The organism is Pseudomonas fluorescens (assembly GCF_003732425.1).
GTDB classification, from domain to species: Bacteria; Pseudomonadota; Gammaproteobacteria; order Pseudomonadales; family Pseudomonadaceae; genus Aquipseudomonas; species Aquipseudomonas fluorescens_BE.
Genome location: NZ_MOBX01000013.1, coordinates 541,464 through 556,070, shown reverse-complemented (window position 1 = coordinate 556,070; position 14,607 = coordinate 541,464). Strand labels below are relative to the sequence as shown.

The window sequence follows — 14,607 nt, the reverse complement described above, 5'->3', positions numbered from 1 at the left end:
AGCATGGAAAAAGTCATTGTGATCACCGGTGGCGGGCGCGGAATTGGCGCCGCTACGGCGCTGTTGGCTGCCGAGCAAGGCTATCGGATCTGCATCAACTACCAGTCGGATGAACAAGCCGCGCAACACGTGCTGGAGCAAGTCCGCGCATTGGGCGCCCAGGCCATCGCCGTGCGTGCCGATGTCAGTATCGAGGACGAGGTGATCGCGCTGTTCCATCGGGTCGACACCGAGTTGGGCCGGGTCACCGCGCTGGTGAACAACGCTGGCACCGTCGGACACAAATCGCGAGTCGACGAAATGTCCGAATTCCGCATCCTCAAAATCATGAAAACCAACGTCCTGGCGCCGATCCTCTGCGCCAAGCACGCGATCCTGCGCATGTCGCCCAAGCACGGCGGGCAGGGCGGCAGTATCGTCAACGTGTCGTCGGTGGCCTCGCGTCTGGGTTCGCCGAACGAATACGTCGATTACGCCGCATCCAAAGGCGCGCTCGACACCTTCACCATCGGTTTGTCCAAGGAAGTGGCGGGCGAGGGGATTCGGGTCAACGCGGTGCGCCCGGGTTACATCTATACCGATTTCCATGCATTGAGCGGCGATCCGGATCGGGTCAGCAAGCTCGAGTCGGCGATTCCGATGGCCCGTGGCGGCCGGCCGGATGAGGTGGCGGAAGCGATTATCTGGTTGTTGTCGGATAAGGCTTCGTATGCGACCGGGACGTTTGTTGATTTGGGGGGCGGGCGTTAAGTCCAGCGACTTTCGCTGTCAGGTCGGCCCTCTTCGCGAGCAGGCTCGCTCCCACATTGGTTCTGTGTCGTGCACAAATCCAGTGTGGGAGCGAGCCTGCTCGCGAAGGTAATAGCCCAGACAACACAGGACTGTCAGAACGACCGCACAATCCGCCCCAACGTCTCCATGGCTTTTTCCGAGTCTTCAGTCCAAGGGCTGCCATAGTTCAGCCGAATGCAATTCCTGAAGCGCTGCGTCGGCGAGAAAATCGGCCCCGGTGCAATGCTGATCCCCTGCGCCAGTGCCATCTGAAACAACTTCAACGAATCCATTTGCGGTGGTAGTTCCAGCCACAAAAAGTAGCCGCCCGCCGGTTGGCTGACCCGCGTCTGCGCCGGGAAGTAGCGGGCAATCGCCGCGAGCATTGCGCTCTGCTGTTCTTCCAGGGCGTAGCGCAGTTTGCGCAGGTGCCGGTCATAACCACCGTGTTGCAGGTAGTCGGCAATCGCCGCTTGCGCGGGCATCGAGGCACACAGTGAGGTCATCAGTTTCAGTCGTTCGATCTTCTGCGCATAACGCCCGGCGGCGACCCAGCCGATGCGGTAGCCCGGGGCCAGGCTTTTGGCGAACGAGCCGCAGTGCATCACCAGCCCTTCAGTGTCGAACGCCTTGGCCGGCTTCGGCGCCTGTTGGCCGTAATAGAGTTCGGCGTAAACATCGTCTTCGATCAGCGGCACTTGATGGCGGCGCAGCAGTTCGACCAGTTCCTGCTTTTTTGCCTCGGGCATGGTTGCGCCCATCGGATTCTGGAAACTGGTCATGCACCAGCAGGCCTTGATCGGATGGCGTTCCAGGGTTTGCGCGAGCACGCCGAGGTCAATGCCGTCGCGCGGGTGCACTGGGATTTCCACGGCTTTCAGTTTCAGCCGTTCGAGCACTTGCAGGCTGGCGTAGAACGCCGGGGCTTCGATGGCCACCAGATCGCCCGGTTCAGTGACGGCTTGCAGGCACAGGTTCAGCGCTTCGAGCGCGCCGTTGGTGATCAGCAGCTCTTCCATCGGCAGCATCAGCCCGCCGACCATGTAGCGCAGGGCGATCTGCCGGCGCAGTTGCGGATTGCCCGGCGACATGTCGGTGACGACCATGCGCGGGTCCATCTCGCGGGCTGCGCTGGACAGCGAACGCGACAGGCGCTGCAACGGGAACAGGGTGGGGCTGGGGAACGCCGAACCGAATGGCACGGTGCTCGGGTCCTTGATCGAATCGAGGACCGAGAACACCAGTTCGCTGACGTCGACTTCGGTGGAATCGTTGACGTGGCTGCTGATTACCGGCTCGGAAAACGGGCTCGGTGCATGGGTGTTGACGAAGTAGCCGGAGCGCGGTCGGGCGCGGATCAGACCGCGGCGTTCGAGCAGGTAATAAGCCTGGAACACCGTGGACGGGCTGACGCCGTAGGTCTGGCTGGCGTAACGCACCGAAGGCACGCGCTGGCCGGGGCCAAGGACGCCGGAGCGGATCAGTTCAGCGATGTCGTCGGCGAATTTTTCGTAGCGTTTCATCGAGTACCTTGGTGCTGGTGTTTTTGAAGTGTGTCAGGAAGCAAGCCCTCACCCTGACCCTCTCCCAGAGGGAGAGGGAACTGATCGGGGGATGCTTGCGAACTACACCGACCTGAAAGTGGTTTGCGGAATCCATAATCGACTCGGTCTGTCAGGTCGATGTTTAGCGACAGACACCTCGGTCGGCTCCCTCAACCCCTGGGAGAGGGCTGGGGTGAGGGGCCGGATTCTAACGGCTCAATGATTCATCGGCGCAACAAACCTGCTCTTCGCCACGCTGTAAACCTCAGGCTCATCGCTGTCGGCAATCTTGAAACTCAAGGTCTGCGAGCTGCTGGCCGGGCGTTCCGTGGTCATCGCCACCGACACCGGCACATCGACAATCTCACCCGGGGCCAGGCTCAACCCGGTCTTGCCTTGCAACTGGAAGCCGTCGCCGTCGACCAGGCTCAGGTTGTAGTCCTGGCGCTGCTGGGTCTTGTTGATGACTTTGAGGGTGTAGATGTTCTCGATCTGTCCCAAACCGTTCTCGCGGAACAATCCGCGATCTTTGGTCACGTCCAGCGAGACCATTGGCCGTTCGACCAGCGCCAGTGCCAATGCGCCGATCATCGCCACCAGCACCACGGTGTAGCCGATCAGACGCGGGCGCAGCAGGTGGGTTTTGCCACCCTGCAGTTCGCGCTCGGAACTGTAGCGGATCAACCCGCGCGAGTAGTTCATTTTGTCCATGATCGAATCGCAGGCGTCGATGCACGCGGCGCAGCCGATGCATTCCATCTGCAAGCCGTCGCGGATGTCGATGCCGGTCGGGCAGACCTGCACGCACAACTGGCAATCGATGCAATCACCAAGGCCGGCTTCAAGCGGTTTCACGTCGCGTTTGCGCGGGCCACGGTTTTCGCCACGGGCGACGTCATAGGAAATCGCCAGGGTGTCCTTGTCAAACATCACGCTCTGGAACCGCGCATACGGGCACATGTGCATGCACACCGCTTCACGCAGCCAGCCGGCGTTGATGTAGGTGGCGGCCGTGAAGAACAGCACCCAGAACAGGCTGACGCCGCCGATTTGCAGGGTCAGCAGTTCTTCGGCCAGTGGCCGGATCGGCGTGAAGTATCCGACGAAGGTCAGGCCAGTCAGCACGCTGATCGCCAGCCACAGGGTGTGCTTGGCCGCGCGCCGCGCCAGTTTGTTCAGGCTCCACGGCGCGGCTTGCAGTTTGATGCGTTGGTTGCGCTCGCCTTCGGTGATCTTCTCGCACCACATGAAGATCCACGTCCACGAACTCTGCGGGCAGGTATAGCCGCACCAGACCCGGCCGGCGAACACGGTGATGGCGAACAGGCCGAACGCGGCGATGATCAATAGCGCAGAAAGCAGAATGAAATCCTGCGGCCAGAACGTCGCGCCGAAGATGTGGAATTTGCTTTCGGAAAGATCCCAGAGCACCGCCTGACGTCCGCCCCAGTTCAGCCACACGGTGCCGAAAAATAGCACGAACAGAAAACCCGCGCCGCTCATGCGCAGGGTACGGAACAGGCCGGTGAAGCTGCGGGTGTGGATCTGGTTGTCGCTGGACCTGGCCGTCGCCTTCATTGGGCGTGCGGGCACACTTTTAATAGTCGGGGATGCTTCTACGGTTCGGACGGGGATTTGTTCGCTCATGGTTATTCGCTCATCAGCCTCCATCAGGCCAGAGCACTATGAGCGTCGATCTGTTTGCATAACAGACTCAGGTATTTCAATAAAAAGCGGATCAGATGGGGTTTTGCGCAGCGCCTGCGACAACTTGAAGCAGCCCGCAGGCAAAGGCGCAAGCGCCTATATCAGGCGTTTGCGCGGGGTGTTGATCAAGGTCAGTCAAATCACCGAACCACTCTCGTCAGCCTTCAAATGCTTGCGACCGTCCTTGGCGCCTGCAACGGTCAATTCGTCGGCTTCTGCTTCGGTGATGTACACGCGCCGGCCGTCTATTTCCACAAACGACATGGCCTTGTCGCTGTCCGTGCGTACTTCCAGGGTGTCGCAAATGCGGATTTCTTCGCCATTCTCGACGGTGAAAAAACACACTTTTTGTTCGGGATTGGATTCTTCGACTCGAAGGGGCATGAGGGCAGTCCTTTTTTCAGGGGTGTCTGAAAGGTTAGGGCACAGGCTTCGCCGATCGTTCTGCGCAACTGATTAATGGTCGCCGCTGTCCATCGTCTATCGAGCCAATAACAAGGACTGCACGATGAACGCGTGGTGGCATGAAGTGTGGGAAACCCTGCAGGCGGAATTCGCCGACATTGGCGATGCTTCGCAATTGACGCGCATTACCGTGCGCCTGCTGATGGCAGCGGTACTGGGCGGCATTCTCGGATTCGAGCGCGAGCACAAGGGCAAGGCTGCCGGGGTCCGCACGCATATGTTGGTGGCGCTCGGGGCCGCACTGTTTGTGTTGGTGCCGCAGACGTCGGGGGCGGAGTCGGATGCGATGAGCCGTGTGCTGCAAGGCGTGATTGCCGGGATCGGCTTTCTCGGTGCCGGGACTATCCTGAAAAACAAGGAAGGCGATGAAGGTCATGTCAAAGGCCTGACCACGGCTGCCGGGTTGTGGATGACCGCGGCCATTGGTGTGGCGGCCGGGTTGGGCCGGGAAGCGACGGCGCTGCTCAGTACCTTTTTGGCGCTGGGGATTTTCAGCGTGATGCCGCGAATTGTACGGCTGTTCGAAAACGACGATGAAAAGAACAGACATCTGTAGCCAATGATTGCTAACCCCTGTAGGAGCTGCCGAAGGCTGCGAGCTTTTGACTTTGATTGTCTAAAACCAAGATCAAAAGATCGCAGCCTGCGGCAGCTCCTACATGAGCTACATCGGTGATCAAACGACAACGGGCGGCATCGTGCTCGGCGGTTCTTCTTTCGGCGGTGGCGTGGTGCCGGGCGGTTCCTGCTCGGGAATCGGCTGCGGCTCGGTCTCTGGCAGCGTTGGGTTGTCGATGTTCGGATCGGGCGTTTCGGCCGGGATCGGGATGTTCATCTGATGACCTCCGTGTGGCACATGGCGTGAGAAGTGCTTAAGTGGATTGACCACCGCGCACGCAATTCGATCCGCTTTTCTGACACGGCAATTTCATCTGAACTTTTCCCGGCGCTGGTCGCTCGGAACCTAAGTGAGTTCATTTCGGGGCAGGGGCTTCGTTGTGAATACTGATCCGGCACAAGAGCGTCCTTGGGGCGTTAAGGAGAGATGCTCAATGACTGCTGAAAGACCTTCTGAACTGAGCTACAACCCGCACATGCCGCTGTCGCAAGCGTTGCTGCTGCCGCGCATTGTCATCGAGAACACCATGCCGACCCTCGAGGGCGGGCAGTTCGCCGTGAAGTCGATTGCCGGCCGTGAGGTGGTGGTCACCAGCAAGGTATTTGCCGACGGTCACGACAAGCTCGCGGTACGCATCCGCTGGCGCGAGGAAGGCGAAGAGACCTGGCAAAGCGAGGTCATGGCCGATCAGGGCAACAATGGCTGGCAAGGCCAGTTCCGCCCTGAACATCAGGGGCGCTTCTTGTATTGCATCGAGGCGTGGATCGACCATTTCGCCAGTTTCCAATATGAACTGGAGAAAAAACACAGCGCCGCCGTACCGGTGTCGCTGGAGCTGCAGGAAGGCCGGACCATGGTGCAGCAGGCCGCCGAACGCAGCGAAGGTCAGCTCAGCGAACAGCTTGCTGCCTTGCACCACGAATTGTCCGGGCTGCTCGAAACCGAGCAGGTCGCGCTGTTCCTGCACTCGCGCAGTGCGCAGTTGATGGCTGAGGCCGATCATCGCGCCTACCTGAGCGTCAGTCCTGAATTCCCGGTGGACGTCGAACGCGAACTGGCCGAGTTTGCCAGTTGGTACGAACTGTTTCCGCGCTCGATCACCGACGATCCCCGCCGTCACGGCACCTTTAATGACGTGCATGCGCGTTTGCCGATGATTCAGGACATGGGCTTCGACGTCCTCTATTTCACGCCGATCCACCCGATTGGCCGCGCCCATCGCAAGGGGCGCAACAATTCCCTGACTGCCGGTCCCGATGATCCGGGCAGCCCTTATGCCATCGGCAGTGAAGAGGGCGGCCACGAGGCCATTCACTCGCAACTCGGCACCCGCGAGGACTTCCGCCGATTGGTGGCCGCCGCGGCCGATCACGGTCTGGAGATCGCTCTGGACTTCGCCATTCAGTGTTCCCAGGATCACCCGTGGCTCAAACAGCATCCGGGCTGGTTCAACTGGCGCCCCGACGGCACGATCAAATATGCGGAGAACCCGCCGAAGAAATATCAGGACATCGTCAACGTCGACTTTTATGCGCCGGACGCGATTCCGAGCCTGTGGGTCGAGTTGCGCGACATCATCATTGGCTGGGTCGAGGAGGGCGTGAAGATCTTTCGCGTCGACAATCCGCACACCAAACCGCTGCCGTTCTGGCAATGGCTGATCGCCGATGTGCGGGCGCTGTACCCGGAAGTGATCTTCCTCGCCGAAGCCTTCACCACGCCGGCGATGATGGCGCGGCTGGGCAAGGTCGGTTACACCCAGAGCTACACCTATTTCACCTGGCGCAACAGCAAGACTGAGCTGGCAACGTATTTCACTGAGCTGAATGAGTCGCCGTGGCGTGAATGCTACCGGCCGAACTTCTTCGTCAACACCCCGGACATTAACCCCGCGTTTCTCCATGAATCCGGACGCTCGGGATTTCTGATCCGTGCAGCGCTGGCGACCATGGGCTCGGGCCTGTGGGGCATGTATTCCGGGTTTGAACTGTGCGAGTCGGCGCCGGTGCCGGGCAAAGAGGAATACCTCGACTCGGAGAAGTACGAGATCCGCGTCCGCGACTTCACCGCGCCAGGCAACATCATCGCCGAGATCGCTCAACTCAACCGCATCCGCCGGCAGAACCCGGCGCTGCACACGCATCTGGGCCTGAAGGTCTACAACGCCTGGAACGACAATATTCTGTATTTCGGCAAGCGCAGCTTCGACGGCAGCAACTTCATTCTGGTCGCGGTCAGCCTTGATCCGCACAACGTGCAGGAGGCGAATTTCGAGCTGCCGCTGTGGGAAATGGACCTGCCCGACGATGCGACCACCCACGGCGAAGATTTGATGAACGGGCATCGCTGGGACTGGCACGGCAAGTACCAGTTCATGCGCCTGGACCCGGCGTATCAGCCGTTTGGCATCTGGCGAATAACCACCCCGTAAGACACACACCGACCTGTGGCGAGGGAGCTTGCTCCCGCCCGGCTGCGCAGCAGTCGCAAAACCGGCAGACACGGTGCATCTGAATAAATGCAATGGGGCTGCTTCGCAACCCAGCGGGAGCAAGCTCCCTCGCCACAGGCGTTCTGCTGTGGCTTCCAGAATTGAACAGGAGTTTCACATGGCGAAGAAACCCAAGGCAGCCACCTTTATCAAAGACCCGCTCTGGTACAAGGACGCGGTGATCTATCAAGTTCACGTCAAATCGTTTTTCGACTCCAACAATGACGGGATCGGCGACTTTCCCGGCCTGATCGCCAAACTCGATTACATCGCCGACCTCGGCGTCAACACCATCTGGCTGTTGCCGTTCTACCCCTCGCCGCGCCGCGATGACGGCTACGACATTGCCGAATACCGAGGCGTACACAGCGATTACGGGACCATGGCCGACGCCAAGCGTTTTATCGCCGAAGCGCACAAACGCGGTTTGCGGGTGATCACCGAGTTGGTCATCAATCACACCTCTGACCAGCACCCGTGGTTCCAGCGTGCGCGCAAGGCCAAACCCGGCTCGGCGGCGCGGGACTTTTACGTGTGGTCGGATGACGATCAGAAATACGACGGCACGCGGATCATTTTTCTCGACACGGAAAAATCCAACTGGACCTGGGACCCGGTTGCCGGTCAGTACTTCTGGCACCGTTTCTATTCGCACCAGCCGGACCTGAACTTCGACAATCCGCAAGTCATGAAAGCCGTGTTGTCGGTGATGCGCTACTGGCTGGACATGGGCATCGATGGCCTGCGTCTCGACGCGATCCCGTACCTGATCGAGCGCGACGGCACCAACAACGAAAACCTTCCGGAAACCCACGACGTCCTCAAGCAGATCCGCGCCGAGATCGACGCCAATTATCCCGACCGTATGCTACTCGCCGAGGCCAACCAATGGCCCGAAGACACGCAGCTGTATTTCGGCGACACCGATGCGGCGGGTCTCAATGGCGACGAATGTCACATGGCCTTCCACTTCCCGCTGATGCCGCGCATGTACATGGCCCTGGCTCAGGAAGATCGCTTCCCGATCACCGATATTTTGCGCCAGACCCCGGAAATTCCCGCCAATTGCCAGTGGGCGATTTTCCTGCGCAACCACGATGAACTGACCCTGGAAATGGTCACCGATAAAGAACGTGACTATTTGTGGAATTACTACGCCGCTGACCGTCGCGCACGGATCAACCTCGGCATCCGTCGGCGTCTGGCGCCGTTGATGGAGCGCGATCGCCGCCGCATCGAATTGCTCAACAGCCTGCTGCTGTCGATGCCTGGCACGCCGACCCTGTATTACGGCGACGAGATCGGCATGGGCGACAACATCTACCTCGGCGACCGCGACGGTGTGCGTACGCCGATGCAGTGGTCGATCGACCGCAACGGCGGCTTCTCCCGCGCCGATCCGGCCAGTCTGGTGCTGCCGCCGATCATGGACCCGCAATACGGCTATCTGTCGGTCAACGTCGAAACCCAGTCTGGCGATCCGCATTCGCTGCTCAACTGGACCCGACGCTTGCTCGCTGTGCGCAAGCAGTCCAAGGCGTTCGGTCGTGGCACCTTGAAGATGCTGTCGCCGAACAACCGCCGCGTACTGGCCTACACCCGTGAATTCACCGATGCCGATGGCAAACACGAAATCATTCTGTGCGTGGCCAACGTCTCGCGCAGTGCGCAAGCGGTGGAGCTGGACCTGTCGGCCTATGTGGGCATGGTGCCGGTGGAGATGCTCGGCGGTAACGCCTTCCCGCCGATCGGTCAGTTGAATTTCCTTCTGACCCTGGCGCCGTACGGTTTCTACTGGTTCGCCCTGGCGGCGGAAAACCAGATGCCGAGCTGGCACGTGGAACCGGCGCAAAGCCTGCCGGACTTCACCACGCTGGTGCTGAAAAAACGCATGGAAGAACTGCTCGAAGCGCCGTCGCGCACGACGCTTGAACAAAGCATCCTGCCGAGCTGGCTGCAGAACCGGCGCTGGTTCGCCGGCAAGGACGCGGCCATCGACAAAGTGCATCTGGCTTATGGCGTGCGCTTCGGCGATGCGCAGCATCCGGTGCTGCTCAGCGAAATCGAAGTCACCAGCGGCGGGCAGACCAGTCGCTATCAACTGCCGTTCGGCTTTATTTCTGAAGATCAGGTCGGCCCGGCGCTGCCGCAGCAATTGGCCTTGTCCCGTGTACGCCGAGTGCGACAGGTCGGCTTGATCACTGACGCGTTCAGCCTTGAAACGTTTATTCGTGCGGTGCTGCAAGGCATGCAGAACAACACCGTGCTGGAGTCGAGCGAAGGTGAAATCCGCTTTGCACCGACGCCGCATCTGGAAAAGCTCGGCCTCGGTGCCGAGTCAGAAGTGCGTTATCTGTCCGCCGAGCAATCCAACAGTTCGGTGGTGATCGGCAACAGCCTGGTGCTCAAGCTGATACGTAAAGTCGCTTCTGGCGTACACCCGGAACTGGAGATGAGCGCTTACCTGACCGAGGCCGGATTTGCCAATATCTCTCCGCTGCTCGGCTCGGTGATTCGCCGCGATGCGCAGGGCGAAGACAACCTGCTGATGATCGCCCAAGGCTATCTGAGCAATCAGGGCGACGCTTGGGAGTGGACGCAGAACAACCTCGAACGGGCGCTGCGCGATGAGCTGGCCGATGCCATTTCCGAACAGGAACAGCATTACAACGCCCTCGGTGAGCTGAGGGATTTTGCCGGCATGCTCGGTCAGCGTCTGGGCGAGATGCACGAGGTGCTCGCCGCGCCCACCGACAATGCGGACTTCGCCCCGCAGGTGTCGACGGCCAAGGACATGCAGGCCACCGGCAAGGATGTTGTGGCGCAGGTCGAGCACGCGTTGAAGCTGCTCAAGCAGCATCAAGGCGAACTCAGTGCGGAGGATCAGAAACTGGTCAAACGCCTGATCGACGAGAAGAAAACCATCCTCGCGCACGTGCAGGATCTGGCGAAAAAAGCCGTCGGCGGTTTGCGCATTCGCGTCCACGGCGATCTGCATTTGGGCCAGGTGCTGGTGATCAAGGGCGATGCCTATCTGATCGACTTCGAGGGTGAACCGGCGCGGCCATTGGCCGAGCGTCGTGGCAAACACAGTCCGTACAAGGATGTCAGCGGCGTGCTGCGATCCTTCGATTACGCGGCGGCGATGACCATCAACGTGCACAACGTTGACCACAGCGGCGAGTCTGAAACGGCGCGGCGTCTGGTGGCCGAGCGTTATCTGCGCGAGGCCCGCGAGGCATTTGTTCAGGCATATCGCCGTGCGGCAGCTAGTCTTGATCATGCCTGGCAAGATCCTGAAGGTGCCGACGCCGCGCTGGCGTTGTTCGGCCTGGAGAAGGCGGCCTATGAAGTGGCCTATGAAGCCGAAAATCGCCCCACGTGGCTGCCCGTGCCGTTGCACGGTTTATATGGGTTATTGACGGGGCTTAAACCCTTTTCCGATCTTGGTGGAGAGTAGTCATGAGTTTCTCGAACAAGGAACAGGGTGCGGTTAAAGAGGCGTTGCTACCGGCGGCGAAGGACATCGACGCGCTGGTGCGGGCGGAACATCCAGACCCGTTTTCCATTCTTGGCCCGCACGGCGATGGTGGCGGCGGGCAATTTATCCGCGCCTATCTGCCCGGCGCGTTGAGCGTCGTGGTTCTGGACAAGGAGTCCGGCGAAGAACGTGGTTCATTGGAGCAGACTGAAACGCCGGGGCTGTTTGTCGGTCACTTCGACGACGCGCGGCCTTATCTGTTGCGCACGCGATGGGCCGGTGGCGAGCAGGTGGCTGAAGATCCTTACAGCTTCGGTCAATTGCTCGGTGAGATGGATTTGTATCTGTTCGCCGAGGGCAATCATCGCGACCTCAGTGCCTGCCTCGGCGCGCAACTGAAAACCGTCGATGGTGTCGACGGCGTGCGCTTCGCCGTGTGGGCGCCGAATGCCCGGCGCGTGTCGGTGGTCGGCGATTTCAACGTCTGGGACGGGCGCCGCCATCCCATGCGCCTGCGTCATCCGTCCGGGGTCTGGGAGTTGTTCATTCCACGGCTGCAAGCGGGCGAGTTGTACAAATATGAAATTCTCGGTGCCCACGGCATTCTGCCGCTCAAGGCCGACCCGATGGCGCTGGCCACCAGCCTGCCGCCGGACACCGCGTCGAAAGTCGCGGAGCCCCTGCAAATCGACTGGCAGGATCAGGACTGGATGAGCAGCCGCCGTGACCGCCAGAAGCATTCGGCACCTCTGTCTATCTACGAACTGCACGCTGGCTCGTGGCAATGCGAACTGGATGATCTCGGCGAAGTCGCTCGTCAATACACCTGGCCAGAACTGGCCGAGCGACTGATTCCGTACGTCAAGGAACTGGGGTTCACCCACATCGAACTGATGCCGATCATGGAACACCCGTTTGGTGGCTCCTGGGGTTATCAGTTGCTGTCGCAGTTTGCGCCGAGTGCGCGGTATGGCTCGCCGGCGCAGTTTGCCGAATTCGTCGACGCCTGCCACCGGGCCGAGATCGGTGTGATTCTCGACTGGGTGCCGGCGCATTTCCCGACCGATACTCACGGTCTCGCCCAGTTCGACGGCACGGCGCTGTACGAATACGGCAACCCGCTGGAAGGTTTCCATCAGGATTGGGACACACTGATCTACAACCTCGGTCGTACCGAAGTGCACGGCTACATGCTGGCTTCTGGGCTGCACTGGTTGAAGCATTTCCACGTTGATGGCTTGCGGGTCGATGCAGTGGCTTCGATGTTGTATCGAGACTATTCGCGCAAGGCTGGCGAATGGGTGCCGAACCGCCATGGCGGCCGGGAAAATCTCGAGGCCATCGACTTCCTCCGTCATTTGAACGATGTGGTTGAACTGGAAGCGCCGGGAGCGCTGGTGATCGCCGAAGAATCCACGGCGTGGCCCGGTGTCAGCCAAAGTACGCAGCAGGGCGGTCTGGGTTTCGCTTACAAATGGAACATGGGCTGGATGCACGATTCGCTGCATTACATTCAGCAGGATCCGGTGTACCGCGCGCACCATCACAACGAGTTGAGTTTTGGTCTGGTGTACGCCTGGTCCGAGCGCTTTATCCTGCCGATTTCCCACGATGAAGTGGTGCACGGCAAGCATTCGCTGATCGACAAGATGCCCGGCGATCGTTGGCAGAAATTCGCCAACCTGCGCGCTTATCTGAGTTTCATGTGGACGCATCCGGGCAAGAAGCTGTTGTTCATGGGCTGCGAGTTTGGCCAGTGGCGCGAGTGGAATCACGATCAACAACTGGACTGGTATCTGCTGCAGTATTCCGAGCATAAAGGCGTGCAGAAACTGGTTGGTGACCTCAATCGGCTGTATCGCGAGGAGCCGGCGCTGCACGATCAGGACGACGCGCCGCAGGGTTTCCAGTGGTTGATCGGCGACGATGCAATCAACAGTGTTTATGCCTGGTTGCGTTGGAGCAAGGAGGGTAAGCCGGTGCTGGTGGTGGCCAACTTCACGCCGGTGCCGCGTCAGGCTTATCGCGTCGGTGTGCCGTTTGCCGGGCGCTGGAGCGAATTGCTCAACAGCGATGCCGACACCTATGCCGGTTCCAATTACGGCAATGGCGGCGGGGCGTTTACCGAGGAAGTGCCGAGCCATGGCCAGTCGTTGTCGCTGGAGCTGAACCTGCCGCCGTTGGCGGTGTTGATCCTCAAACCGGAGGGTTGATCCGAGACCGCGTCGCTGCCTTCGCGAGCAGGCTCGCTCCCACATTGGAATGTATTTCCCCTGTGGGAGCGAGCCTGCTCGCGAAGGCGCCAGTTCAGGCACCTTCAAAATCCGGCCCATCGCTCACCAGCGCATCCGCACCCCAAGGCTGCCAATCAACCCGTTCAAATCATTGTCATCGACATCACTGCTGTAATCGGCACTGACATACAGGCTCACCGCCGGCGTCACCCGCGCCACCAGTCCCAGGCCCAACTCAACGGTGGAGGACTTGCGGCTGCTGCTGATCTTGTCGACCTGATCCAGCGTCACCGTGTTGCCGGTGTAAACGGTGTGCCAGAGGTTGGTGCGCACATAGGGTTCGACCGGCAGGCCATTCAAATCGTAACTGCCTTTCAAACGTGCACCGACGCGGCCGCTCCAGGCAGTCAGATCGGTGGAGGATGCATTGCCCGAGCCGGCGTATGGTGTGTCGAGGCTGATGCGTTGATTGATCAATTGCGCCTGCGGTTCGACCACCCAGTTCTCGCTCAAGCCAATCGGGAAACCACCTTCCACCGAGAAGGTCATCGCGCTGCCTTCGGTGGCTTGACGCGCACCTTGTTCGTTACGACTGAAACCGCTGACCCGGCCACCGCTGGCCGACAGGTCAACGTGCCAGCCTTGCGCACCGGTGAGGCTGTAGTAGGCGCCGAGGCTCTGACCTTGCAAATTGAGGGTGTCACTGTTCGGGTCGGCCAAAGCGCGACTGGTGAGCACGCCATTGCCATTGGCCTGAATCTGGTTAAGCCCGCCGATCAGGCCGAGGGTCTGGGTGTGGCTGCCACTTTGCACGGTCAGCACAGCCGGGCCTTTGAAGTCGCCGCTGCCGGGTGTTGCGAAGCCTGAAGAGAGCACATCGGTTTGCGCTTGCCGGGCACTGCGGCCGTAGAGCTGATCCCATGCACCGGGTGCGAGGTCTTCGGTAATCAGGTTGGCGCCTTGCAAGTCTGGCCGTGGGCTGAGTCGTTGCGGGCCGGGGGTAATGACCGTTGTTGGTAACGTCAGGATTGGCACGTCCGCGCGATACCACGGGGTGGTTTCATCCGCCGCAGGACCGGCCTGCGCCTCCATGGATGAGCACAGCAAGATAGAACTCGACACTGTGCAGAAAGTGATTTTGATCTCGTGTGGGGTGATGGAAATTTTCATGGAGGTCTACCTTGCAGGCGCATGCGGCATCTCGATGTGGCGTCTCTCCTACCCCGAACGAGGGGCGACCGAATGGAGCGGGGCGAACCGTGGCCGCTCGATTTCGCGAGTGTCCGAAGGTTCGT

At 60.2% G+C, this 14,607-nt stretch carries 10 protein-coding genes; 5 read left to right on the top strand and 5 right to left on the bottom strand.

Annotation, left to right across the window (positions count from 1 at the left end):
* The first annotated feature begins 3 nt into the window (after positions 1-3).
* Positions 4-750, top strand: coding sequence for an SDR family oxidoreductase (locus tag BK670_RS12885; protein WP_123450093.1), 747 nt, complete (start codon positions 4-6; stop codon positions 748-750).
* Between the two features lie 134 nt (positions 751-884).
* On the opposite strand, the gene mapR is transcribed toward BK670_RS12885, so the two are convergent.
* The 3 genes from mapR to BK670_RS12870 form a co-directional block, all read right to left on the bottom strand.
* Positions 885-2,294, bottom strand: coding sequence for a GntR family transcriptional regulator MpaR (gene mapR / locus BK670_RS12880; RefSeq protein WP_123450092.1), 1,410 nt, complete (start codon positions 2,292-2,294; stop codon positions 885-887).
* A gap of 237 nt (positions 2,295-2,531) precedes the next feature.
* The gene (gene ccoG, locus BK670_RS12875; protein WP_123450091.1) at positions 2,532-3,962 is read right to left on the bottom strand and encodes a cytochrome c oxidase accessory protein CcoG; all 1,431 of its coding nucleotides are present in this window, start codon (positions 3,960-3,962) and stop codon (positions 2,532-2,534) included.
* A gap of 195 nt (positions 3,963-4,157) precedes the next feature.
* Positions 4,158-4,406 carry a DUF3203 family protein gene (locus tag BK670_RS12870; protein ID WP_123450090.1) on the bottom strand — a complete coding sequence of 83 codons (249 nt, stop codon included), beginning with the start codon at positions 4,404-4,406 and terminating at the stop codon, positions 4,158-4,160.
* A gap of 124 nt (positions 4,407-4,530) precedes the next feature.
* Between BK670_RS12870 and BK670_RS12865 the strand changes: the two genes are divergently transcribed.
* Positions 4,531-5,043 (top strand): MgtC/SapB family protein, encoded by a 513-nt coding sequence (locus BK670_RS12865; RefSeq protein ID WP_123450089.1) that lies wholly within the window; start codon positions 4,531-4,533, stop codon positions 5,041-5,043.
* A gap of 120 nt (positions 5,044-5,163) precedes the next feature.
* Here the strand turns inward: BK670_RS12865 and BK670_RS29625 are convergent, their stop codons facing one another.
* Positions 5,164-5,322, bottom strand: a complete 159-nt coding sequence (locus BK670_RS29625; RefSeq protein ID WP_185036769.1) for a hypothetical protein — start codon at positions 5,320-5,322, stop codon at positions 5,164-5,166.
* A gap of 217 nt (positions 5,323-5,539) precedes the next feature.
* Here BK670_RS29625 and BK670_RS12860 point away from each other — a divergent pair, with 217 nt between their 5' ends.
* From BK670_RS12860 to glgB, 3 genes are all read left to right on the top strand, one after another.
* Complete coding sequence (locus BK670_RS12860; RefSeq protein ID WP_123450088.1) at positions 5,540-7,537, top strand: alpha-1,4-glucan--maltose-1-phosphate maltosyltransferase; 1,998 nt, start codon at positions 5,540-5,542, stop codon at positions 7,535-7,537.
* A 178-nt stretch (positions 7,538-7,715) separates the two neighbouring features.
* Positions 7,716-11,057 carry a maltose alpha-D-glucosyltransferase gene (gene treS / locus BK670_RS12855; protein WP_123450087.1) on the top strand — a complete coding sequence of 1,114 codons (3,342 nt, stop codon included), beginning with the start codon at positions 7,716-7,718 and terminating at the stop codon, positions 11,055-11,057.
* 2 nt (positions 11,058-11,059) lie between these two features.
* Entirely contained in the window at positions 11,060-13,291 is a 2,232-nt protein-coding gene (gene glgB, locus BK670_RS12850; RefSeq protein ID WP_123450086.1) for a 1,4-alpha-glucan branching protein GlgB, read from the top strand.
* A 123-nt stretch (positions 13,292-13,414) separates the two neighbouring features.
* On the opposite strand, the gene BK670_RS12840 is transcribed toward glgB, so the two are convergent.
* On the bottom strand, positions 13,415-14,482 hold the full coding sequence (locus BK670_RS12840) for an autotransporter outer membrane beta-barrel domain-containing protein (protein ID WP_123450084.1): 1,068 nt from the start codon (positions 14,480-14,482) through the stop codon (positions 13,415-13,417).
* Positions 14,483-14,607 lie beyond the last annotated feature (125 nt).